The 22,175-nt window shown below is 52.2% G+C and carries 20 protein-coding genes; 13 read left to right on the forward strand and 7 right to left on the reverse strand.

Annotated elements, in window-relative coordinates:
- Window positions 1-4 precede the first annotated feature (4 nt).
- Window positions 5-1,336, reverse strand: a complete 1,332-nt coding sequence (locus ACO0LM_RS25795; protein WP_423041331.1) for an O-antigen ligase family protein — start codon at window positions 1,334-1,336, stop codon at window positions 5-7.
- Window positions 1,323-4,841, reverse strand: a complete 3,519-nt coding sequence (dnaE, locus tag ACO0LM_RS25800) for a DNA polymerase III subunit alpha (protein ID WP_423041333.1) — start codon at window positions 4,839-4,841, stop codon at window positions 1,323-1,325. Before dnaE ends, ACO0LM_RS25795 begins: the two co-directional genes overlap by 14 nt.
- A gap of 286 nt (window positions 4,842-5,127) precedes the next feature.
- On the opposite strand from dnaE, the gene ACO0LM_RS25805 reads away from it, so the two are divergent.
- From ACO0LM_RS25805 to ACO0LM_RS25830, 6 genes are all read left to right on the forward strand, one after another.
- Window positions 5,128-7,146 carry a TonB-dependent receptor plug domain-containing protein gene (locus ACO0LM_RS25805; RefSeq protein WP_423041335.1) on the forward strand — a complete coding sequence of 673 codons (2,019 nt, stop codon included), beginning with the start codon at window positions 5,128-5,130 and terminating at the stop codon, window positions 7,144-7,146.
- Between the two features lie 81 nt (window positions 7,147-7,227).
- On the forward strand, window positions 7,228-8,145 hold the full coding sequence (locus ACO0LM_RS25810) for an ABC transporter substrate-binding protein (RefSeq protein WP_423041338.1): 918 nt from the start codon (window positions 7,228-7,230) through the stop codon (window positions 8,143-8,145).
- A complete protein-coding gene (locus tag ACO0LM_RS25815) occupies window positions 8,142-9,485 on the forward strand; it encodes a diguanylate cyclase (RefSeq protein ID WP_423041340.1) in 1,344 nt (447 codons plus the stop codon). Before ACO0LM_RS25810 ends, ACO0LM_RS25815 begins: the two co-directional genes overlap by 4 nt.
- A 300-nt stretch (window positions 9,486-9,785) precedes the next feature.
- Window positions 9,786-11,531, forward strand: coding sequence for a glutamine--tRNA ligase/YqeY domain fusion protein (locus ACO0LM_RS25820; protein WP_423041342.1), 1,746 nt, complete (start codon window positions 9,786-9,788; stop codon window positions 11,529-11,531).
- Window positions 11,532-11,645: 114 nt separating this feature from the next.
- A complete protein-coding gene (locus ACO0LM_RS25825) occupies window positions 11,646-11,807 on the forward strand; it encodes a hypothetical protein (protein ID WP_423041344.1) in 162 nt (53 codons plus the stop codon).
- Window positions 11,808-12,061: 254 nt separating this feature from the next.
- Window positions 12,062-12,607, forward strand: coding sequence for an REP-associated tyrosine transposase (locus tag ACO0LM_RS25830; protein WP_423041346.1), 546 nt, complete (start codon window positions 12,062-12,064; stop codon window positions 12,605-12,607).
- Between the two features lie 76 nt (window positions 12,608-12,683).
- Here the strand turns inward: ACO0LM_RS25830 and ACO0LM_RS25835 are convergent, their stop codons facing one another.
- The 3 genes from ACO0LM_RS25835 to ACO0LM_RS25845 form a co-directional block, all read right to left on the reverse strand.
- Window positions 12,684-13,235, reverse strand: a complete 552-nt coding sequence (locus ACO0LM_RS25835; RefSeq protein WP_422987278.1) for a DUF4399 domain-containing protein — start codon at window positions 13,233-13,235, stop codon at window positions 12,684-12,686.
- A gap of 365 nt (window positions 13,236-13,600) precedes the next feature.
- Window positions 13,601-14,194, reverse strand: coding sequence for a hypothetical protein (locus ACO0LM_RS25840; RefSeq protein WP_423041348.1), 594 nt, complete (start codon window positions 14,192-14,194; stop codon window positions 13,601-13,603).
- A gap of 429 nt (window positions 14,195-14,623) precedes the next feature.
- Window positions 14,624-15,541 (reverse strand): LysR family transcriptional regulator, encoded by a 918-nt coding sequence (locus tag ACO0LM_RS25845; protein WP_423041350.1) that lies wholly within the window; start codon window positions 15,539-15,541, stop codon window positions 14,624-14,626.
- Window positions 15,542-15,670: 129 nt separating this feature from the next.
- Here ACO0LM_RS25845 and ACO0LM_RS25850 point away from each other — a divergent pair, with 129 nt between their 5' ends.
- From ACO0LM_RS25850 to ACO0LM_RS25875, 6 genes are all read left to right on the forward strand, one after another.
- Window positions 15,671-16,468: a putative hydro-lyase gene (locus ACO0LM_RS25850; RefSeq protein ID WP_423041352.1), complete on the forward strand. Its 798-nt coding sequence runs from the start codon at window positions 15,671-15,673 to the stop codon at window positions 16,466-16,468.
- Between the two features lie 19 nt (window positions 16,469-16,487).
- On the forward strand, window positions 16,488-17,360 hold the full coding sequence (locus ACO0LM_RS25855) for a DMT family transporter (protein ID WP_423041354.1): 873 nt from the start codon (window positions 16,488-16,490) through the stop codon (window positions 17,358-17,360).
- Window positions 17,361-17,501: 141 nt separating this feature from the next.
- The gene (locus ACO0LM_RS25860; protein WP_423041356.1) at window positions 17,502-17,978 is read left to right on the forward strand and encodes a DUF4124 domain-containing protein; all 477 of its coding nucleotides are present in this window, start codon (window positions 17,502-17,504) and stop codon (window positions 17,976-17,978) included.
- Between the two features lie 217 nt (window positions 17,979-18,195).
- Complete coding sequence (locus ACO0LM_RS25865) at window positions 18,196-18,579, forward strand: YkgJ family cysteine cluster protein (protein ID WP_423041358.1); 384 nt, start codon at window positions 18,196-18,198, stop codon at window positions 18,577-18,579.
- Window positions 18,580-18,662: 83 nt separating this feature from the next.
- Window positions 18,663-19,136: a hypothetical protein gene (locus ACO0LM_RS25870; RefSeq protein ID WP_423041380.1), complete on the forward strand. Its 474-nt coding sequence runs from the start codon at window positions 18,663-18,665 to the stop codon at window positions 19,134-19,136.
- 62 nt (window positions 19,137-19,198) lie between these two features.
- Window positions 19,199-19,546: a TfoX/Sxy family protein gene (locus ACO0LM_RS25875; RefSeq protein ID WP_422987294.1), complete on the forward strand. Its 348-nt coding sequence runs from the start codon at window positions 19,199-19,201 to the stop codon at window positions 19,544-19,546.
- 62 nt (window positions 19,547-19,608) lie between these two features.
- Here the strand turns inward: ACO0LM_RS25875 and ACO0LM_RS25880 are convergent, their stop codons facing one another.
- The gene (locus tag ACO0LM_RS25880; protein ID WP_423041360.1) at window positions 19,609-20,181 is read right to left on the reverse strand and encodes an outer membrane beta-barrel protein; all 573 of its coding nucleotides are present in this window, start codon (window positions 20,179-20,181) and stop codon (window positions 19,609-19,611) included.
- Between the two features lie 318 nt (window positions 20,182-20,499).
- On the reverse strand, window positions 20,500-21,090 hold the full coding sequence (locus ACO0LM_RS25885; RefSeq protein ID WP_423041362.1) for an outer membrane beta-barrel protein: 591 nt from the start codon (window positions 21,088-21,090) through the stop codon (window positions 20,500-20,502).
- Between the two features lie 169 nt (window positions 21,091-21,259).
- Here ACO0LM_RS25885 and ACO0LM_RS25890 point away from each other — a divergent pair, with 169 nt between their 5' ends.
- Window positions 21,260-21,961: a hypothetical protein gene (locus tag ACO0LM_RS25890; RefSeq protein ID WP_423041364.1), complete on the forward strand. Its 702-nt coding sequence runs from the start codon at window positions 21,260-21,262 to the stop codon at window positions 21,959-21,961.
- Window positions 21,962-22,175: the final 214 nt, after the last annotated feature.

The raw sequence follows: 22,175 nt of genomic DNA on the forward strand, positions 1-22,175 counted from the left end.
AGGCTTACTCACTGCGCAGGCCAGCCAGCGGGATCGCCAGCAATATCATGAATGCCATGCCAAACACGCCATCACGCAAAATGGCATTGAACATGCCACCCAACATCATCGCCACGGTCAGCATCAGCAGGGGCATGGACAATTCCCACACCCTGGTATGTTCATGCAAGGACATGCGGCGCACCGTCCACAACTGTGTTGCCCAAATACCCAGTAAGGCCAGCAAACCGAATACTCCCAGTTCAGTCAGGTACAGCAGATAATCATTGTGCGGCGTGGTCATGGTGGCACTGCTCAGGCCCTTGGCTTTTTCCTGATACAGCGGCATCCAGCTGGCAATGCCATGCCCTGCCCAGGGGTCGTCGGCAATGATGTCGGCGGTGATCCTGTATATCTCCAGGCGCATGCCGTCTTCATTGACCTTGCGGCCCTGAGAAAAATCACGCAATTGCTGGATAGTGCAAATGCTGCGTAATTTAAATATTTCCCAGGGACCCGCCTGTACCAGGCGTATCTCGCAGGTGGGTGGCGGTGGCAGGCTCAGTGCATATTTCCAGCCACCAAACAAAGCCGCCAGCAACACCAGCGGCAAGGCAAAGGTACGCCAGGACCAGCCCATCTGACGCAATAGTAAAATCACGCACAGCAAGACAAACAGCAGGCTTGCAGTACGGGTCTTGGCCAGCAGAATCAAGCTCGCTGCCACATACACAATCGCCAGCACACGCCACAGCAAATGATCGCGATGCAAACGCAATTCATGCAACATCCAGGCTGCGGCCACTGCCATCAGGATACCCAGCAAAATCGATTTATTCCCCTCATACACCACATAACTGCGAAACAGGGTATTGGCAGGTAGCAGGTGCAAGGCATTCGCCACAAACAGGCTTGCCGCCAATAGCGCCCCGGTAAAAAACACATGCATGGCACGACGCTGCCAGGCACCCGGTGCCACCGTCAAAAATGGCAAGAGAAACAGATAGGTCTGGTAATGCCAGAAGCCAGGCCAGAATTCCTTGGCATTGTCGTCCGGCATACCCTGGCTGGCAGCAATCACCACACTGACCAGGCTGAGAGCAGAAATCGGCAGCAGCATGGGACTCTGACGCAGTCTTTGTATCTTGCGGACGAAACCGCCCGATACCAGCAGCGCCACATAAAACAGCAAAACGCCAAAATACATGACGCCCACCGGGAAAAACAGGGTCAGCGGCAATACCGGCAATATCTGTTGTGGTAAAGCCTGGCGCCAGCCCTGCGTGCCATCCCTGGGCGGCACGGCAGCATCTGCCGACGACATGCGCGCATTATCCATGGAATCAGGCGTATTCAATTTTTACGTTTTTCATGGACAGCCATTCACCCAGGTTTTGCCGCAAGGTGTCATCCGGGTTCACCCGCCATTGATCCGACAGATAGAGCTCGGCACTGGCGTTACCGTTTTGATAGCGTATCAATACCGGGCAACCATCGGCATTCAAATGTGGTTTTAACAGTTCCTGCAATTTTTTGGTATCTGCACCGGCGGTCAGTGTCAAACGCAAGCCTTGCGAAAACTGGACACGGGCACGGCCTATGTCCATGACTTTTTCGGCAGAAATACGCAAGCCACCAGAGAACCTGTCTTCCGACACCTTGCCCAGCACCGCCAGGAATTCATCTTCCTTGAACAGGGATTTGAACTCTTCCATGATTTCGCTGTAGACCGTCACCTCAACCACGGCAGTGCCGTCGTCCAGGCTGACAATCAGCAGCTTGCCACGTTGCGTCATCTGGGTGCGCACACCACTGATGATGCCGCAGATCAAACGCAAATCGCGCGAAGGTTCCAGCTTGGCCAGCGTAGTCTTGATGAACTGTCGCACTTCTGGCGCGTAAGAATCAAACAGATGCCCGGACAAATAAAAGCCGAGTGCGGTTTTTTCTTCGGTCAGGCGTTTTTTGTCCGACCAAACCGGCACATCCAGATAATCCGGCGGCGGTATCAGGTCGTCATCATCACCAAACAGGCTGACCTGGTTTGCTGCGGCTTCGGCCTGCTCGGCAGCTTCCAGCGCAAAATCAACCGTCGCCAGCAAGATGCCCCGGTCTTTGCCCAGGCAATCCATGGCACCGGCGCGTATCAGCGATTCCACGGTACGGCGATTGACCTGACGCTTGTCAACGCGCTTGCAGAAATCAAACAGATCAGTGAATGGGCCACCATTTTTTCTGGCGGTGATGATACTTTCAATCGCATTCTGGCCCGAGCCCTTGACGGCTCCCATGCCGTAACGTATCTGACTGGATTTTTTACCTGGCTCAGCAACCGGCATGAAACGATAATCAGACAGATTGATATCCGGCGGCAGCATTTTCAGCTTGCAGACATCAATCGCATCTTCCACCAGAATCTTGACCTTGTCGGTGTCATCCATGGCCAGCGACATATTGGCAGCCATGAACGCAGCGGGGTGATGGGCCTTCAGATACGCGGTGTGATAAGACAGCAAGGCATACGCGGCAGCATGGGATTTATTAAAACCGTAGCCGGCGAATTTTTCCATCAAATCGAAAATCTCGTCGGCTTTTTCTTGCGGCAAGCCATCCTTGGCAGCACCGTCGCGGAAAATCTGGCGATGTTCGGCCATCTCTTCGGCTTTCTTTTTACCCATGGCCCGACGCAGCAAATCCGCACCGCCGAGCGAGTAACCGCCAACCACCTGCGCCATCTGCATAACCTGTTCCTGATACACCATGATGCCGTAGGTTTCAGACAAAATACCTTCAGTACGTGGATCGGGATAATCGAAGCGTTCACCGTGCTTGCGCTTGCAGAAATCCGGGATCAGGTCCATAGGACCAGGCCGGTACAAAGCCACCAGCGCGATAATGTCTTCAAACCTGTCAGGACGCGCATCTTTCAGCATGCCCTGCATGCCGCGACTTTCCAGCTGGAACACGGCGACGGTTTTCGCCTTGGTCAGCAGTTCATACGATGCCCTGTCATCCAGCGGCAGTTTGGCCAGATCAAAATCTGCCATGGCCGGGTCCATCTGCTTGATATAGCGCACGGCCCGGTCAAGTATGGTCAGCGTGGTCAAACCCAAAAAGTCGAACTTGACCAGGCCCACGGCTTCGACGTCGTCTTTATCATACTGCGACACCACGCCCGAATCACCACCCTGGGTATACAGCGGACAAAAATCGGTCAGCTTGCCCGGTGCAATCAATACACCACCGGCATGCATACCGATGTTACGGGTTATACCTTCAACCTGTTGTGCCAGGTCGAGCAGGGTTTTGACTTCTTCTTCGTTTTCCTGGCGTTCGGCCAGCAGTGGTTCTTCGACGATGGCTTCAGCAATCGTCACCTGCTTGCCCGGCTTGAACGGGATCAGTTTGGACACGCCGTCGCAAAACATATAGCCAAAATCCAGCACCCGACCGACGTCGCGAATCGCGCCCTTGGCCGCCATGGTACCGAAAGTGGCAATCTGCGACACGGCGTCTTTACCATACCGGTCCTTCACATATTGAATGACGCGATCACGGCCTTCCTGGCAAAAATCAATATCAAAGTCGGGCATGGATACCCGCTCTGGATTCAGAAAACGTTCAAACAGCAAGTTGTACTGCAAAGGGTCGAGATCGGTAATCAGCAGCGAATACGCCACCAGCGAACCAGCACCAGAACCACGGCCCGGCCCTACTGGTACGCCATTGTTTTTCGCCCACTGGATAAAGTCCGCCACGATCAGGAAGTAGCCGGGGAAACCCATCTTGATGATGGTGTCGGTTTCAAACTTCAGGCGAGCTTCATAACGGGCGCGTTCTTTTTCGCGCTTTTCTTCGTTCGTGAACAAATGCTGAAGACGGAATTCCAAACCACGCTGGGCTTCATGCACCAGGAAATCATTGATGGTCATGCCATCCGGCGTAGGGAAATCGGGCAACTTGGGCTTGCCCAGTTCCAGCGTCAGGTTGCAGCGTTTGGCAATTTCCACCGAATTGCGCAAGGCACCGGGCATGTCGGCAAACAATTCTGCCATCTCTGCCTGGGTTTTAAAACACTGCTGTTCATTGAAGCGGCGTACACGGCGGCCATTGGCCAGCATATCGCCTTCGGCGATACAGACCCGCGCTTCATGCGCCGTATAGTCATCCTTGCTGATGAATTGCACCGGGTGGGTCGCCACCACCGGCAACTGCAGCCTGCTGGCCATTGCCACGGCAGCACGCACATGGTTTTCCATATTCGGCTGGCCGGCGCGCTGGATTTCTATATAAAAATGCTGCGGGAAAATCCGCGACCAGCGCAGGGCCAGTTGTTCTGCCAGATCAGGATTGCCATTGTCGATGGCAACACCAACGTCACCAAAATGCGCACCAGAAATGGCGATAAGACCGCCGCCCTGTCCATCTTCATGCAGCTTTTGCAACCATTCATAACGGATTTCTGCACGTCCACGATGCTGATTAGTCAGCCAAGCTTGCGCCAGCAATTCGCATAACTGCAGGTAACCCAGGCGATTCTTGACCAGCAACAGCAGCCGCGAAGGCTTGTCACGGTCTGCATCATTGCTGATCCAGACATCACAGCCGGCTATCGGTTTCATGCCCTTGCCGCGTGCGGCTTTGTAGAACTTCACCATGGCGAACAGATTCGCCAGATCGGTAATCGCCATTGCTGGCTGTTTATCTTTGACCGCTGCCTTGATGACATCATCGATGCGTACCAGGCCATCCACAATCGAATATTCGGAATGGATGCGCAGGTGGACGAAGGCAGGTTCGTAAAGCTTTGCAGCAGCCGTTTCAGTACCGGCGTCGGGGGAAATAATTAATTCTGTAGTCATCCCGCTATTCTACCCCGTTGCCCGCCTTGTTCAGAAGCTTTGCCTTATCGCGGGTTTGGATAAATGATATTTTTTGAAACACATTCAATGACCGGGCGCCAATTCGCAGGGTGGCATAATAAATATACAACGTTATAAGTATATTTGTACAAATGTTAATTCACGCACAGAAACCGGGGGAAATCTCCAAAAAGGCACACGCTTGATTTTCTTTGCATTTAAACTATAAGCAAGGACTTTGCTGTGTTACTCTAAATCAACAAATTTTCTGGTGCTGGAGCCACTCTTGTCTGCTGACAAAATCAGATTAGCTCTATCCATTCTCTGTCCGGGCAAAAAGGCCGGCAGCATGCTGTTGCTGTGTGTACTGGCCCAGGGCCGGGCACTGGCAGGTGGCGGTGAAGAATCGATTTTCCTCGATGACATGCCAGTCATCCTGTCTGCATCACGTCTGTCACAACCCATCAACGAAGCACCGGTGGCAGTCACTATCATAGACCGGCAAATGATCAAGGATTCCGGTGCCTGGGATTTATCTGAAGTGTTCCGCCTGGTACCCGGCATGTATGTGGCTTATCACGCCGACCCGTATTTTTCTGCCGACAGTACCGTGGCCTACCACGGCATGGTCACTACCACCACCTCAGACCGCATGCAGGTGCTGGTTGATGGCAGGTCGGTGTATTCCACCCTGTTTGGCGGCGTCAACTGGAGTGATCTGCCGATCGTCCTGGAAGACATAGAACGCATAGAGGTCATACGCGGGCCAGATTCTGCCAGTTATGGAGCCAATTCGTATTCTGGTGTCATCAATATCATCACCCGTCACCCGGCCGAAACCCAGGGGCAGATGCTGTCACTGACAAGCGGCACTGGTCGCAAGGAAGCCATATTCCGTTATGGCGGCAAGAGTGGTGATCTCAGCTACCGGATAACTGGCAGCCTGCGTGACGATATTGGTGAAGACAGCCGCATCAAGAACCCAACTTCACAGTTCACCTTCTGGAATCTGAACAAGTACGACAACAAGACCATACAAAACCTGAACCTGCGTGCCGATTACCAGCTCACTGCTGCGGATGCGCTGGAATTTCAGTTTGGCTACAACGGCGGTCCGCGTGAAGTGGGTGAATACGGTAATGTATCTGCCATCAGCCGCAGGGCAGAAAACCATTTTGAAATGCTGCATTGGCGACGTGCTCTGGAAGCTGGTGGTGAGCTGTCAGTGCAAATTTTCCACACCGTAGAACGGGTCTATGCCAGCTTGAAAGATTCAGATGGGGTCAGCGATGGCGATGCCATCTTGCGCCGTTACGATATCGAAGTGCAGCATACCTTTTCCCCTTTCAAGGATGCCAGGCTGGTCTGGGGTGGCAGCGTGCGCTATGACCAGACCTATGCACCGTATTACCTGGGGGTGGGTGACAACCAGTATCTGTTCGGCGATTTCCCTTATCATTTGCGACGTTTTTTCGGCAACCTGGAATGGCGCGCCAGACCCGACCTGATCTTCAATGTCGGTGGCATGATAGAAAACAATACCTATACCGGCACCGATACCACACCGCGCGTCGCCGTCAACTGGCACATGCTGCCAGGGCATACTTTGCGCTTCAGCCATTCACGCGCCACGCGCTCACCGTCGGTGTATGAAAAAGTGTATGACAGCTACTGGCGCAGTGCCGGGTTTTACCCAGGTTTGCCAGAAATGCAGACAGAACGCGTAAAATCCACCGACATCGGTTACATGGGCAAATACGCCGGTCTGGATATCGACTTTCGCCTGTTTTATGATGACTACAGCCAGTTGATTGATGTCCGCAACAAGCGGTCGGCGGCCAACGGCAACCTGAACGCCGGCACCGCCATCATGCGCGGGTACGAGCTGCAACTGAAAACCCAGCTTGGTGACAAGACCAAACTGATTTACGGTTTGTCGGGTGGCAGTGTCAAAAGCGATAATGTGAACGGCGTTGTCTACAGTGATTCCCTGCCGAAGTACAGCCAAAGCCTGATGCTGAGCCATCGCTTCAATGAACAGTGGAATGGTAGTCTGGTGATGTATCAGGTCGCTGCAACCAAGTTCAATGCCACCGACTATAATCCGAATGAACACCGGGGGTATTACATCGACGCAAACCGGCGTCTGGATGGCAAGCTTAGCTATCAGTTCAAAATGGCAGGCAAACAGGCAGAATGTTCGTTGATTGCCCAAAACCTTGCCGATGCACGCTATTTTGAATACCGGCACGACAACGAATTGCCAGGGCGCCGCGTCAGGCTGAATTTCAGATTGGATATGTGAACCATGCGGTACCGGCATGTCCAGCAGTTGCTTCACCACTTGCCATCCTGTGTCGGCAGGGGTCTGCTTGGTTTGCTAAGTGTGATCTTGAATCTGCTGACGCCACTACCCTGTCTGGCCATAGATAATGTCACCATACTGCTGAGCGAAGATGGCGCTGCCTATACCGAATTTGCCAGCAGCTTGACCAGCCAACTGGCACAAGGCAGCAGCGCCAGAACCACGGTCAAAACCCTGTACCTGCCGACCCTGAAAACCGACGAACTGCCACGCAATGCCAATAACCAGTTGCTGATTGCCGTTGGCACGCCGGCGATGACGGCAATGGCACAAAAGCCACCAGCCATGTCTGTGCTGAATGTGCTGGTGCCGCGCAGCACCTTTCACAAGATAGCCAGACAGTACGGTCGCCACCAGGACCCGCATCGTTTTTCAGCCGTGTATGTAGACCAGTCGTGGAACCGCCAGTTGGCATTGATACGTGCCGCCCTGCCCGGCAGCAGCCGCATCGGCGTGTTGCTGGGCAAGGATTCTGCCGACATGTTGACAGGCATGCAGGCTGCGGCGAAAGAAACTGATTTCCAGTTGAATATGGAAACTGCAAGTGATGATTCAGACCTGTTACCAGCCCTGCGCAGGCTGCTGGCCAACAGTGACGCCTTGCTGGCCGTGCCTGACCCGACCATCTATAACCGCAATAATATTCCCAGCATTTTGCTGACCAGCTATCGTCAGAAAATACCGCTGTTCGGTTTTTCAGCGTCTTATGTCAAGGCCGGTGCCCTGGCTGCCGTCTTCAGCTCACCGGCACAGATCAGCCAGCAGGTGGCAGAAATCATTCAGGGCTTGCCTGCCCATGCTTCTTTACCACTGCCGCAATACCCACGTTACTTCACGGTCAGTGTCAATTCCCAGGTCAGCCGTTCGCTGAGCCTGGAAGTGGATGATGAAAGCATATTGATGCGCAAATTGAAAGCCATACCGGAGCGTGCCCAATGAAAAACTGGCCGCTCGCCCATCGCATACTCTTCCTGGCACTGGCGCCAGTGTGGGTGATTTCTGTCTTGCTGGTGCTATTGGCCGTCATCGTCGGTATTACCGAAATTGACGGTGCCCTGAAAGCACGCGGTGCCGTCATCACCCGCCAGTTGGCACCTGCCAGCGAATATGGTGCGTTTTCCGGCAACCGCGATGTCTTGCAAGCCCTGACCCAGTCTGTCATGAAAGAAGACGACGCCAAAGCCGTCATCATCACCGATGCCAACAACAAGGTACTGGCCGTCAGTGGCAAGCCCAGCAAAATGGGGCCGGAACATACCAATGCTGCCGACACCGGCAAAGTGATCAAGGGCGAACAAGGCTCGCTGATATTTGCCGCCCCCATTTACCAGGGCAAGGCCGACAGCGATGCCTTTGACCTGTTCGACCGCAGCACCAGCGACAAAGCCAGCGATAAAACCAATAACAAACCCAAACTGCTGGGCCGGGTTTATCTGGAACTGAGTACCCATGCCAGCCGCCAGAGCAAAAATGCCTTTGTCGCGGTCAGCATACTGATAGGCCTGATAGGTACTGCCTGTGCATCGGTACTGGCATTGCGCATGAGCCGTGACATTACCAAGCCCTTGTCACGCCTGCTGGAAGGCGTACACCAGATGGAACAGGGCGCACTGAGCACCCGTATCAAAGCCAGTTCTGGTGGTGAACTGCAAGAACTGGAAGCCGGCTTCAACCAGATGGCAGAAAAACTGGAGAGTGGCCATAAATCCTTGATGGAAGTGAACAGCAATCTGGAAAGCCTGGTCGCCGCCCGCACCCATGAACTGGAAATGCGCAACCGCGACCTGGAATTATTGTCCAGCACCGACCGCCTTACCGGCTTGCATAACCGCCTGAAGCTGGAAAAAATCCTGGATGAAGAACATCAGCGCAGCCTGCGTTATGGCACCTTCTTTTCAATCGCCATTGTTGATATTGACTTGTTCAAGCAAGTCAACGACTGTTATGGGCACCAGATCGGTGACCAGGTCCTGGTCGGCATTGCCAACCTGCTCAAAGAACATGTGCGCAGCATGGATGCCGTTGGTCGCTGGGGTGGTGAAGAATTCTTGGTAATTTTCCGTGAAACCAGCATCCATGCCGCCGTGGCCACGGCAGAAAAACTGCGCTGCGCCATCGCCAATCATGAGTTCAAGATCGTCGGTAAAAAAACCGCCAGCTTTGGCGTAGCTGCCTACCACCATCCGGACAGCATCCACGAAACCATGAGCAAGGCCGACAATGCCCTCTACCATGCCAAGAAATGCGGGCGCAACCGGGTGGAATCGAGCGGGATTTAAACAGGCTGGGCTGTTTTAGGCCTGTTTTGCCCTGCTTTCAAGCAATTTCTCGCCAAAAACCGCCCGTTTCCACTGAGCGGCCTCTGCTGACAAGCAAACATTCACGCCCGCAATGCTGCGCTACGGTAAAATACTTGTCAGCCCTAAATTTACACCACCTTACTTAATTATTGATTAACGATTAGTATGGGGTGCAAATAACAAAAATCAGGTTTGTGCAATCATCTTCCGGCAAGATGCCATGCCCACGAATTGATATTGCGCAAATCAAAAAATATACATGGTCACTACCTCACTACTATGAGCAACGATACTAAAAATAACGCCAACACAAACACCAACGCAAGCTCGCCAGCACCGGTTTCCAATTTTCTGCGCGCCATCATCGACAATGACCAGGCAGCAGGCAAATACGCACGCGATGGCATGCCAACCGTCATCACCCGTTTCCCGCCAGAACCCAATGGCTACCTGCACATAGGCCACGCCAAATCCATCTGCCTGAACTTTGGTCTGGCGCGTGATTATGCTGGCCGCTGCCACCTGCGCTTTGATGACACCAACCCTGAAAAAGAAGACCAGGAATATGTCGACACCATCATGGACAGCGTCAAATGGCTGGGCTTTGACTGGAACAACCAGGGCGTAGAACACCTGCACTATGCCAGCGATTATTTTGACCGCCTGTACGAAATCGCTGAATACCTGATCGGCGCTGGCCTGGCCTATGTCGATAGCCAAAGCGCTGCCGACATGGCCGCCAACCGTGGCGATTTTTCCAGGCCAGGCGTGAATTCACCTTTCCGTGACCGTGCTGCAACCGAATCACTGGACCTGCTGCGCCGCATGAAGGCGGGCGAATTCAAGGACGGTGAACACATCCTGCGCGCCAAGATAGACATGGCGTCACCCAACATGAATTTGCGTGACCCGGCCATCTACCGCATACGCCATGCCCACCACCACCGCACGGGTGACAACTGGTGCATTTACCCTATGTATGACTACACGCATCCGCTGTCTGACGCGATAGAAAACATCACGCATTCGATCTGCACGCTGGAATTCCAGGATCACCGCCCTTTCTATGACTGGATCATAGAACGCGCTGCCGAAGGTGGATTCTTCAAAAAACCAGTACCACAACAATATGAATTCGCCCGCCTGAACCTGACCTACGTCGTCACCAGCAAACGCAAGCTGCGCCAACTGGTAGAACAAAACATCGTCAACGGCTGGGACGACCCGCGCATGCCTACCATCGTCGGCATACGCCGTCGTGGCTATACGCCAGAGTCAGTGCAACTGTTTTGCGAGCGCATAGGCGTAACCCGTTCTGACGGGTGGATCGATTACAGCACGCTGGAAGGCTGTTTGCGCGAAGACCTCGACCCCAAAGCACCCCGCGCTACCGCCGTACTGCGACCGCTGAAACTGGTCATCGACAACTTCCCCGAAGGCGAGAACATCGCCTGCACGGCACCGATACACCCGCACCACCCGGAACAAGGCAACCGCGAATTCACCATCGGCAAAGAACTGTGGATAGAACAGGAAGACTTCATGGAAGTACCCGTCAAAGGTTACTTCCGCCTATTCCCCGGCAATAAAGTACGCCTGCGTTATGGCTATGTGGTCGAATGCACAGGCTGCGACAAAGATGAAAACGGCAACGTCATCGCTGTACATTGCAACTACTTCGCCGACAGCAAATCCGGCACCGAAGGCAGCGCCAACTACAAAGTCAAAGGCAACCTGCACTGGGTCAACGCCGCCGACGCGCTGGAAGCCGAAGTCCGCCTGTACGACCGCCTGTTCACCGACGCTAACCCAGACGCCGGCGGCAAAGACTTCATGGCCTTGCTGAACCCAAATGCACTGGAAGTAGTACGCGCCTACGTAGAACCCGGCCTGGCGACCATTACGCCAGATACACGCTTGCAGTTTGAACGCCATGGTTATTTTGTGACTGATCGTGTGGATTCAGCAGTTGGGAAACCGGTGTTTAACCGGGTGACGACGTTGAAGGATAGTTGGGGAAAATAATTGAATAAAAAATAGTACTGCTTTTGCTGTTCTATTTTTTATATCAACGCCATCAACAAACTTGATCGCTGCCGGCACAAATAAAAATCATACCGCTGTTTTTGAGGAAACATCATGGAACAAAATACTGTCGATCTGACGCAGGAGCATGACCCTATTGCGGAAAAGTTGCGCGATACTGAAACCCTGACCAAAGTCGTGCAGCAAGCCGTCAAAGAAACCGTCGATAAAGCACAGCGTCTGGGTTTTCTCCCGTCAAGCAAATCCTGGTCATAAGACCGATATTCGCATTTTAGTAGGGTGCGCCATGCGCACCGTCTCCGTAAAAGGGTGTGAAATGTTTGACGACGGTGCGCGCGGCGCACCCTACATATCATATGGTTTATCTGTGAAGGCTTGCATGAAACAGCCGCTTGCGTATACGGTACATTGATAATTGTATTGAACCGTATCACCGCTTTATCATCTAGCTGTCTTTACCTTAACCCGCAGTGCACATGGTGCACCACAAGATAGCAGGCGATTTCATCATGCCCAATTATCGACGTTCACGCATCAGCGGTGGCAGCTATTTTTTTACTGTCACCAGTTTTCGACGTCGGCCAATATTGACGCAAGCTGCATTACGACAAGCACTGCGGGTAGCGATACAGCAAACCCGAATTTCACACCCCTTTGACATTGACGCCTGGGTATTGTTACCAGATCATTTGCATTGCATCTGGACATTGCCACCCGATGACGCGAATTTTTCTTTGCGCTGGTCCATGATCAAACGTCTGGTGTCGCAGGCCTGTTCGACTGAACTGGGGATGCAAATTACTTCTACCTCTGGCATTGCAAGAAGGGAAGCAGGACTATGGCAGCGTCGGTTTTGGGAGCATCAAATCCGTGATGATGAAGACTTTGCAAGGCATGTCGATTACATCCATTGGAATCCGGTCAAACATGGCTTGGTCACCCGTGCGGGTGATTGGCCGTATTCGACATTTCATCGCTATGTGGAAAAGGGGATGCTTTTGCCGGACTGGGGTGTTGGAGTCGTGATGGATGTGCGGCAGGGGTTTGGTGAGTAGGTACGGCGTAGTATTTTTCCGTTCAACGGTGCGCGCGGCGCCCCCTAAGGGGCGACACGCACATTTCAATTAGCCTCTACCCCTTGCTCGGCAAGACTTCGATCGTGATTTCCTTGCTGGCGATGTAGTAAGGAACGTGCTGGTGGTTGGCGAACATCAGGCGCAGCTTGTGTTTACCGGGTGGCAGGTTGAGGACAGTTTCGGTTTCACCATTGCCAAAGTGCTTGTAATGCTGGTGCTGGTATTCATCCGCACGGTCAAAAGGGATGGCTTTTTTGATGTCTTGCGGTAGGTCAAGGTCGATCAGAATGTGGTGATGGCCAGTACCCTCGATCTTGCCAGCCTCCACCGGCGCTACCCCCATGCCAGAGACGGAAAACACAGCCCTGAATGGTGAATGCACTTTGTCACCGTCGCGCAGATTGAGGAAATACAGTGCCTTGTCCCCCACCGGAAAAGGCAGCGTGCGTTCTATCGCACTGGTGCTACAGATGGTGGAGTCTGGTGTGTTGACGACAGCTACGGGCTTTTTGTTACTTGCGGAATAGGTCAGGCAAGGCAGAGTTAATAGCAATGCTGCCAGGTAGCTGACACGAAGTGCATGAGGTTTTTTGAATTGTAATTTCATGATGTTGTCTCTGCGATGGTCATAGTTCAGGTCACAGCCTCCAAGACATTCCTGGTAGCCCTTCTTTTTTCTGTAAGCTGCCTTGGGGTGCATGGTTATTGCCTTTAATACTAACCTATAGCAACCAGGCAAGCCATTAAAGCATGGCTTGCCCCAACTGCGAAATTGATTATGCCAATCTGAGTTATTGTTATTGGCTATGAGCGCTATTGTGTAATGACGCCAGCATGCACCGGCACAGCAAGTGGAAGACCTGCATTGATCCGCTAGTGTCGAGAATGGTTGCGCTGTTCCGCTTTTTATCGATTGTCCGTCCTGTATCAGGCGAACTGTTTAAATAGTGGAGACATCTCCGTACTATTGCATCAATACCCCTTGGCACCGAAAGCTTTGGCGCGCTGACCGCCAAATTGTCCTCTTCCAAAACCCGTCAAATTCCAGTGACCGGACACGGCACCAGTCTTGAGATTGATTTTTCCATCGAAACTGGCTGAACCGGCCAAACCCTTTCCTGTCATTTGTACGACACCATCGGTCGATACTTTACCGGTAATCGTGAAACTGCTATGGGCTGTGCTTGAATCGGCAGAACCAAAGATGTTACCGATGCGATCAACATGGATATAAAACGTACCTGTATCGGCACCGTTATAACTGCCGTAATAATCACCAAGAATACCCGTATTGCCAGATTCACTGGCGTCGCTTTGTTCTAATTCCCGGGCTAGTGATGCACCCTGTGAGCGAAGTTGGGCAAGATTAATTGTGGCTTTGCTGGGTGCATCGACTTCAACGCCTGTGCTTATATCGGTAATTGATTTTACTGTTGCCACTGGCGCAGGCAATTTCTCGATTGCTGCCGGACTCGCTGTAGTCTCGGGTGGGCGCGCAGAATCTTTTTTGGAAGCAAGTGGTGGCTTTTGAAGCACCGGTTTTTCACGTTCAGTTTTTTGTATCATTGGATCTGTTCGCGTCACTGGCACAAAGAAAGCTACAGCTGTTCCCGAAATGTCTTTATCTGTTTGAAGAACATTGCTACGTGATAAAACCAGGAGCAACAGGACATGCAGCACCAGAATGGCAATCAGGGGCCCTATCCGGATAGGGCTACTTTTATGCAATGCTTGCTGTACTGATGCCATTCATGTATCCACTGTACCAAAATGCGGGCGCATGCACCCGCAGCCATTCACTTAGAACCCGTTTACGATCTTACTGCGCCAGAGAAAATTCGCTATTGATGATCTTGTTGCCGATATAGCTGACGCTGACGTCTGCATTCGACAGTATAACGACACCCTTTTTTGAGGAACCAAATGCATCAGGGCTTACGCAAAACCGCCCCAGCTGCGTTGCAGCTTCTGGCCGACTAAAACGAGTTGGCGACTTTAACGTTGAAGTGTTGATGGCAACAGCAGGCCGCTTTGCTGCAATACTTCACGCGCCATGGTGACGATGCTCCCATCAGCCAGACCGGGTTCCTGGCGCAAATACGAAACGTAATACATCAGGGGATGCAGCGGTGGCTTTACCGTCAGCGTGCGGATAATCCCGCTCTTGATCTCTGCATCGACCACAGCGCGTGGCAGCACGGCAATGGCGTGGCCTGCGGCGACCAGCTTGATCATCATGGCCATGGAATTGCAGATGCTGAGGTTTTCTGGCTCATGGCCTGCCAGCCTGAACCATTCCATGACAACATTGCAGATCGTCGTTGGTGAAGGCATGGCAACAACCGGCAATGCAGTCATGCCTGCCGGGTGAAGCGCTTGTTCGTTCAGCACGGTTTGGGTGGATGCCACCCATGCCAGGTCGACATGGCCTATCGCCACATCAACGACATGCGGCGCAGAGACGGGGTCGCTGAGGATGGCGATGTCGAGTTCACGCGCATTCAATTTGCGGCTAAGGTTGGCACCCACATCAATGGTCAACTCTATGCGTACATCAGGGTATTGCGCTTTTAGCCGCCCCAGCAATTCAATCAGACCGGACATGGCAGTAGATTCATTGGCACCCAGTCGTAGCAACCCGCGCATGGGGTTGCGCCGCTTGCTGAGTTGTTCCAGGTCGTCGGACAGACGCAGCATTTTTTCTGCCTGCACCAGCACATCTCGACCTATCGGGGTGATGATGGCGCGGTGGCCACCGCGTTCAAACAGCTTGAGGCCAAGGATGTCTTCCAGTTCCTGAATTCTGGCGCTGATAGTCGGCTGGGTCAGGTGCAGGTGCCTGGCCGCAGCATGGAAACCACCCAGCCGGGCTATCCAGTAAAAGGTTTCAAGTTGCTGTATTGAAGGTCGCATGATAAAAATATCTTATCAATTATTGTCATAAACTTCAATTATCTTCTATCAAGATCGCATTTTATACTGGCTGTATTGGTTGGCGCGACGCATTGACAACCTCCCCCTTCTGTACATTTTGGAGCAGCCATGTCCTCATCTTTAGCTATTTCCCCCTCACCCGCCCAATTGCGCCAGGCCATACGTCGGGGTGAATGGAATAAGGAAACATCCGGTCTGGCACCGGGCTTTGTGCAAGTCAACCTGGTGATTTTGCCTGCATCAAACGCCAGCGATTTTCATCGTTTTTGCCAAAACAATCCCAAGCCCTGCCCTTTGATTGCCATATCTGAAGTGGGCAATCCACACGTCACAGCCCTGGGTGCTGATCTTGATATCCGTGCCGATGTGCCACGTTACCGGGTTTTTCAACATGGCGAACTGGTCGCGGAACCGAATGACATCCAGGATATCTGGCGTGATGACCTGGTGACGTTTGCCATCGGCTGTTCATTCACGTTTGAACATTCATTGATGGAAAATGGTATCGCCATTCGCCACATAGAACAAGGCCGCAATGTATCCATGTACCGCACGACCATACCCACAACCCCGGCCGGCAATTTCCAGGGGCCATTGGTGGTAAGCATGCGCCCGATGAAGGCGGCAGATGCCATACGGGCGATACAGATCACGTCGCGCTTCCCGGGTGTGCATGGTGCGCCTGTGCACATCGGCGACCCGGCACTGATAGGTATCAAGGACCTGGCACAGCCGGATTATGGCGATGCGGTGGATGTGTTGCCCGATGAATTGCCGGTATTCTGGGCTTGCGGCGTGACGCCACAGGCAGCGCTGGCAAAGGCCAGGCCGGCTCTTTGCATTAGCCATGCCCCCGGCCATATGTTGCTGACAGATTTGCGCAATTGCGATTACTCCATTCTTTAAGCAACCAGGGGTAGATTGCATGGGTATACTGTATGGCCTGGTGGTTGCCATCATCTGGGGTGCGCAGCCGGTGGTTGCCACGTTTGCTTATCGTGCATCGCTGACGATACTGGATCTGACCTTATTGCGTTTTACCGTCAGTGGTCTGGTGATGTTGCCGCTGTTTTTAAAGCGTGGTGCCTGGAATGCAGCAGGCGTAGGCTGGCCCAGGGCACTGGTGCTGCTCTTGCTGGCAGGCCCCTTGTATAACATGGTGCTGGTTGGCGGCCTGCGTTGGGCACCTGCTTCCCATTGTTCGCTGATTTATCCGGCGTTTACACCCTTGTTTACCTCGATACTGGCCAGGTTGATGCTGGACAGGCAGGATCGCATTCCCCTGTTCGGGCTTGGCCTGCTGGTGCTGGGTGTACTGGTAGTTAAAATTGGCAGTGTGTTGCAGGCACCTGCACAGGTTTATACAGATGCCTGGCGCGGTGATTTGCTGTTTATGCTGGCAGCGTTGATGTGGTCGTTTTACACGGTCTTGATGCGGCGCTGGAATACCGACCCGCTGTCGGTGGTCAGTGTGATACAGGTCGGCGCCCTGCTGTATGTGCCTGTGTATTTTCTATTTGAGGGTGGGGTGCTGTTTCACAGGGACCTGGGTACCATCCTGCTACAGGCTGGCTATCAGGGCTTGCTGGTCAGCGTGATATCGGTATTGCTGTTCAATTTTGCAGTAAAACAGATGGGTGCCAAAGCATCCATGTTCACGGCATTGATGCCACTGGTTGGCGTATCGCTTGCCATACTGGTGCTGGGGGAAAGCATGAGTCTGTCCCTGCTGGCTGGCGCATTGCTGATATCAGGCGGTCTGTTTTTATCACTGAAAAATCCGGGCAACCAGCGATAAAAAATGTACGCAATGTACAAAATATTCAGTAAGGTGCTTGCAATAAGGGCCAGGTTTATTACATCAATCGCAAGAGCTAGTACAATGTGCCTGCGCCATTCCGACGCTCGCATGACCGACAAGTTGGCACAACGAACCCTGATGAAAATATCTTCCTCTCTATCTGCTTCTAACCTGGCCATCGGTATGGTAGCTGCCGCGCTGGTCATGCTGACACCTTTGGCACAGGCAGAAATCTATAAATGGAAAGATGCCAATGGCCACACCCATTATTCTGAAAACAAACAGGATGCCGGCAATGCCAAAGCGGAAGAAGTGAAAGTCAGTACCCAGACAGGTACAGGATCAGCGCAAAGCTGGCAAGAGCAGGAACTGGCATTCAGGCAGCGGCAGGCAGAACGCAAGAGCGACAACGTCAGACCCAGCGCCAATCCTGCTACCAGGGCCAATAACAGCAACCAGATTGAAACCGATGCCACCCGCTGTGCCGAAGCACGTCGTCTGCTGCCCGCCATCAAGGAAGGCCGTGCCTATCACCGGACAATCTCGTCCGGCACCAAGGCAGATGATAATGACCGCATGATTGCCGAGCGCGACATCAGTCTGTTCTGTCACTAAGAACCTGATTGCGATCTTACTGCGCGGGCACAATCGGAGTCCACGCGGGGCTCATGCGCTGCTCAAAATGCTCATGTACTTCAGTACATTCCGCTTTTTGCGCTGCGCTTTTGTTACCCTTACTCCCGCTGACGCTCGCTCGCTACAGATCGTAAACAGGTTCTAAGGGCTGCCTCTCGCCGGCAGTATCTGAAAACTGTGCGATACTCCATTGCATATGCCAACTCGCCCTGATAGCAACACAAATGATCCCTGCCTGACATGTGGTGCCTGCTGCGCCAGCTTCCGTGTTTCATTTTATTGGGCAGAGGCCGACAGCCTGCATATCCCTATAGCGTTGACAGAAGCAGTGAACCCTGTTTATTCCTGCATGGCAGGTACCAACCAGGCGCGACCACGCTGCCAGGCACTATCGGGTGACATTGGCAAATCGGTTGCATGTACCATCTATGCGCAAAGACCCTCGCCCTGCCACGAAGTCCAGGCAGGTGATGAAAAATGTCAGAAGGCCAGGGCGCGCCATGGTTTGCCACCCCTGCCACCCCTGCCTACTCTGTCAAGCAGACCAACAGACACGGTTCCAGACAGCATACCCACATAAGGTGTAGGATGCAGCCTGACTTAATACATTAGCGAGAATTTCTTTTGCCTAGCGACACCAACAACCAGCAGGCGCATGCCGCCATGCCCGATGAAGATCAAGTAATTCGTGAAGCCCGCCTGTGGCGCGACAAAGGCTGGACAGCCCGCGTCATCAAAAATGACGACGATGAAGGCTGGGCCGTTGCCATGATCAAGGATGGTGAACCAGAACCAGCCCTGGTCGGCCCTTGGACCATGGGCAGGGACAAGAAAAATCCCAAGCCACTGGATGCCAATGCCTTTGGCACACTGGTGAAAACTGCATCAGAAGTCATACGCCGGCATGAACAGCAATTGCATGCGCAACTGCATAAGAACCTGATGGTGGCGACGGTTGAAGCGGATTTCAAGATCATGCTAGATATCGTGCCGGATGAAGATGACCCCTATGCCTGGCTCAGCGCCCAGGATGCCAATAATGTGGAACTGGCCAAAGTCAGGGTCAGGCCCGATTACAAATTGAACCAGCAAAATGCGCGGGCCTGGATAGCAGATGATTTCCGCAAGCCGGAATAAATTATCTGTTTAAAACAGGGCACAAGACTGGTAAGGACCGGTAAAAACTGGAGCTAAATACGATGGCATCACAGGCAAGTTTTGTAGAATTCGTGCTTGATCAGCTAAGCAGTTGTGAAGGCATCACCGCCAAGAAAATGTTTGGTGAATATGCTGTCTATTCTGGCGAAAAAATGTTTGCCCTGATTTGTGATGACCAGTTGTTTATCAAACCTACCGCAGCAGGTCGGGAGTTGCTAGGTACAATCACCGAAGCGCCGCCCTACCCCCAGGCCAAGCCCTGGTATCTGATCGACAGTGAATTGCTGGAAGACAGGGATGGCTTGGCGAGCTTGGCACGCGCCACCGCTGCCGCCTTGCCGGTCCCAATAAAAAAAGCCAAGAAAGCGGCTAAACCAGGCAAGGCCTGAAACAGCACACTTTTAATGGCGTTGATGGGACAAAAATGTTTTTATCAACGCCACGCCATTGCTTAGAAATTGTATTGCAAACCCGCCGACAGATTGCTTACTGATGCCCCCCTGCTGGAAAAAGTCTTGGGGTTGTATACCTCAAATTCTGTACGGGCTGAGAGGGTATTACTGATCTTGTAAGTCAGCCCAAGGCCATATAACGCATGGTTTTCTGTATATGCCCTGCTAGTGGGCGGCAGGCCTGAGGTGTCGTAAAAAGTGTCCGTTTTCACACGCGCAATACCCAGTTTTGCAAAGCCGGCAAAAGCTTCATTGAATTCATAGTTATACACGCCAGCCAGGCTGAGTCCGGTTTTCTTTTGCTCGCTATGTCCCAGCGCAAGACCTGAGTTGATCGATGTTTTGCCAGCAGAAAAATAGCTGCTTTCCACTGCAAAATTTTTGTCTATGGTATAGCCACCAAAAACCTTGTAACTGTTCGCTTTGGAATCACAGGTAGTGCTGTTGCTACAGTAATTACCCTTGTCGCTCTGGCCAAGCGAGCCACCGACATAGACCTGGGCAGAAGCGAAAGAACTGGCAAGCATGCCTGCTGTTGCGCACACAATAATGGAAATTTTTTTAATCGACATAAAGACCTTTGTTCGTTGATCAATGTATCTGAACTGAATCAGAAAACCGGGCCCAAAGCATCAAAGGTGCATGGCAGCATGGCCAAAAACACCTGTCTTATTGCCCAGGGAACAAGTTGCAGTTTATACAAAGACTTATAAAAATAAAATTCGAAATATGCAAGTACTGTATTTATGGCTAATTGGTATCGACTGGCTAGACTTTTGGCAGTAACCACAGTTATTACCTCAGCTGTCGCATTGAAAAACCCCAATAAAAAAGCAAAACCTGATTGCAGGTTTTGCTTTTTTATTGGCAATGACAAATTGTCTGTGTGATTAAAAGTTGTATTGCGCGCCGAGATTGAAATTGGTCGCCTTCCTACCAGAGTCCAATTTCTCAACCTCCGCCCGCAAGGTCCAGTCCGGGGCTAATTTATACGTCAGCCCCAATCCAACTAGCGCCTTGTTGAAACTAGACGAAGAATCAGGGTTTGCTGCACCGGGAATATAAAACGTCCGTTCCTCTTTGACATTGGCGATACCCAATTTGGCAAAACCGCCAAAAGTCTCATTAAATTCCAGTTTATAGATTGCTGCCAGACTAAGACCGCTCTGTTTAACTTTGGAGGTGACCATAGCGCCAGGTGTTGCAACAGCGCTAAAAGCACTAACCGATGCAGGAAATGAATAACTTGCAGAACCCAAAGAAAAATAAGTCAGTTCAACCGAAAAATTCTTGTCGATATTGTAGCCGCCAAAGACCTTGAAATTATTCGACTTGGAATCACATGTAGTAGCGAAGCTGCAGTTAATCGCCTGTTCGCTGCGACCAATAGTCGCACCGGTATACGCCTGGGCAGAAGCAAAGGAATGTGCAGTCAGCGCAGTGAGCGCCAATGTGGCAAGGGATAATTTTTTCATCAGCATGGTAAGCCTTTGTGGGTTGACGATTCAATAAAAGTATCAGTGACGGCAAGCGTATAGATAGAAATGGCAATACTGAAATCAATTCTGACAAGTACTGTATTTTGATATCCCAAGTACCACCCCGTCAGACATTACGGGCAGCATCGCTATCCCAAGCACCGGAGAAAGAATGGCATTTGACCCACTGAAATTAAAAAACGCTTCAGAGCATTTTGAAAACAGTCTTAACCGTGTCATCGATGAACGGGTAGCGCCACTGGTTGATCGTTCCATCAACCATGTCAGCAAGGAATTATCAGATGTCATCCGCCAGGCTGGCGAACAGGTAGATAGAAATATCGCCCTGCTGTCGGATGAAATACATAATCAGCGCAGCATGACCAAGGATGACATCAAGTCGCTCATTGATTATTCCACCGCACAGATAGGTGCGGCGATAGACCAGCGCATACTCGCCATCAAGCATGAGACTTCGACCCTGATCAATGAAAAAGTGGACATGCTCAAATGTGAGCTGGAAGATGCCGCCGTCACCAGCCGCAAGACCATGTATGCGAATGTCGCCATCTCTATCGGTGCGGCGTTCATCATGGCGATGATCGGTCTCATTTATAAAAAGGTATCGCTGGGTGAAGTCAATCTGCTCAACGTATTCCGGGTCTCGCTGTTGTCATGTGCGACCTTTACCTTTGTGTTATCAGGGTTGAAAGTGATACAGCGCTGGCGTGGTATGAAACGCGCAAAAAAAGGCGTGGCAACCGTTGCCCTTGGCTATTTTGGTGTCTTGCGCCCCAATGGTGCCGGTGGTTTGTTTTTGCTGAGCCTGGCCTTGCTGGCAGGCTGGATCTGGCTCTACCTTGGGCACTTTTAAAGCTTGCCAGGCAAGTTCTTTCTTTCAATACGGCAACAGCGGACGTCAATTAGGCGTACAATAAACAGCTTCCACGATGCGTCCGCGCCTGCCTGAATCCACAAAGATTCCGTCTTTGTGAACTTTGGGGTATGGCCGATGTCATCCTTATTGGCAGACCCCGGTTATTTGCTGTTTTCAGGTGATGACGGCGCCCAGGTCGCTCAAGTTCACT

The sequence above is a fragment of the Undibacterium sp. Di26W genome, assembly GCF_049340265.1.
In the GTDB taxonomy this organism is placed as follows: domain Bacteria; phylum Pseudomonadota; class Gammaproteobacteria; order Burkholderiales; family Burkholderiaceae_D; genus Undibacterium.

Bases quoted from the DNA above. Each gene is read 5' to 3' on its own strand.
- dnaE (WP_423041333.1), bottom strand. From the start codon at position 4,841: ATGACTACAGAATTAATTATTTCCCCCGACGCCGGTACTGAAACGGCT.
- ACO0LM_RS25815 (WP_423041340.1), top strand. From the start codon at position 8,142: ATGAAAAACTGGCCGCTCGCCCATCGCATACTCTTCCTGGCACTGGCG.
- ACO0LM_RS25820 (WP_423041342.1), top strand. From the start codon at position 9,786: ATGAGCAACGATACTAAAAATAACGCCAACACAAACACCAACGCAAGC.
- ACO0LM_RS25825 (WP_423041344.1), top strand. From the start codon at position 11,646: ATGGAACAAAATACTGTCGATCTGACGCAGGAGCATGACCCTATTGCG.
- ACO0LM_RS25830 (WP_423041346.1), top strand. From the start codon at position 12,062: ATGCCCAATTATCGACGTTCACGCATCAGCGGTGGCAGCTATTTTTTT.
- ACO0LM_RS25835 (WP_422987278.1), bottom strand. From the start codon at position 13,235: ATGAAATTACAATTCAAAAAACCTCATGCACTTCGTGTCAGCTACCTG.
- ACO0LM_RS25840 (WP_423041348.1), bottom strand. From the start codon at position 14,194: ATGATACAAAAAACTGAACGTGAAAAACCGGTGCTTCAAAAGCCACCA.
- ACO0LM_RS25845 (WP_423041350.1), bottom strand. From the start codon at position 15,541: ATGCGACCTTCAATACAGCAACTTGAAACCTTTTACTGGATAGCCCGG.
- ACO0LM_RS25850 (WP_423041352.1), top strand. From the start codon at position 15,671: ATGTCCTCATCTTTAGCTATTTCCCCCTCACCCGCCCAATTGCGCCAG.
- ACO0LM_RS25855 (WP_423041354.1), top strand. From the start codon at position 16,488: ATGGGTATACTGTATGGCCTGGTGGTTGCCATCATCTGGGGTGCGCAG.
- ACO0LM_RS25860 (WP_423041356.1), top strand. From the start codon at position 17,502: ATGAAAATATCTTCCTCTCTATCTGCTTCTAACCTGGCCATCGGTATG.
- ACO0LM_RS25865 (WP_423041358.1), top strand. From the start codon at position 18,196: ATGCCAACTCGCCCTGATAGCAACACAAATGATCCCTGCCTGACATGT.
- ACO0LM_RS25870 (WP_423041380.1), top strand. From the start codon at position 18,663: ATGCCCGATGAAGATCAAGTAATTCGTGAAGCCCGCCTGTGGCGCGAC.
- ACO0LM_RS25875 (WP_422987294.1), top strand. From the start codon at position 19,199: ATGGCATCACAGGCAAGTTTTGTAGAATTCGTGCTTGATCAGCTAAGC.
- ACO0LM_RS25880 (WP_423041360.1), bottom strand. From the start codon at position 20,181: ATGTCGATTAAAAAAATTTCCATTATTGTGTGCGCAACAGCAGGCATG.
- ACO0LM_RS25885 (WP_423041362.1), bottom strand. From the start codon at position 21,090: ATGCTGATGAAAAAATTATCCCTTGCCACATTGGCGCTCACTGCGCTG.
- ACO0LM_RS25890 (WP_423041364.1), top strand. From the start codon at position 21,260: ATGGCATTTGACCCACTGAAATTAAAAAACGCTTCAGAGCATTTTGAA.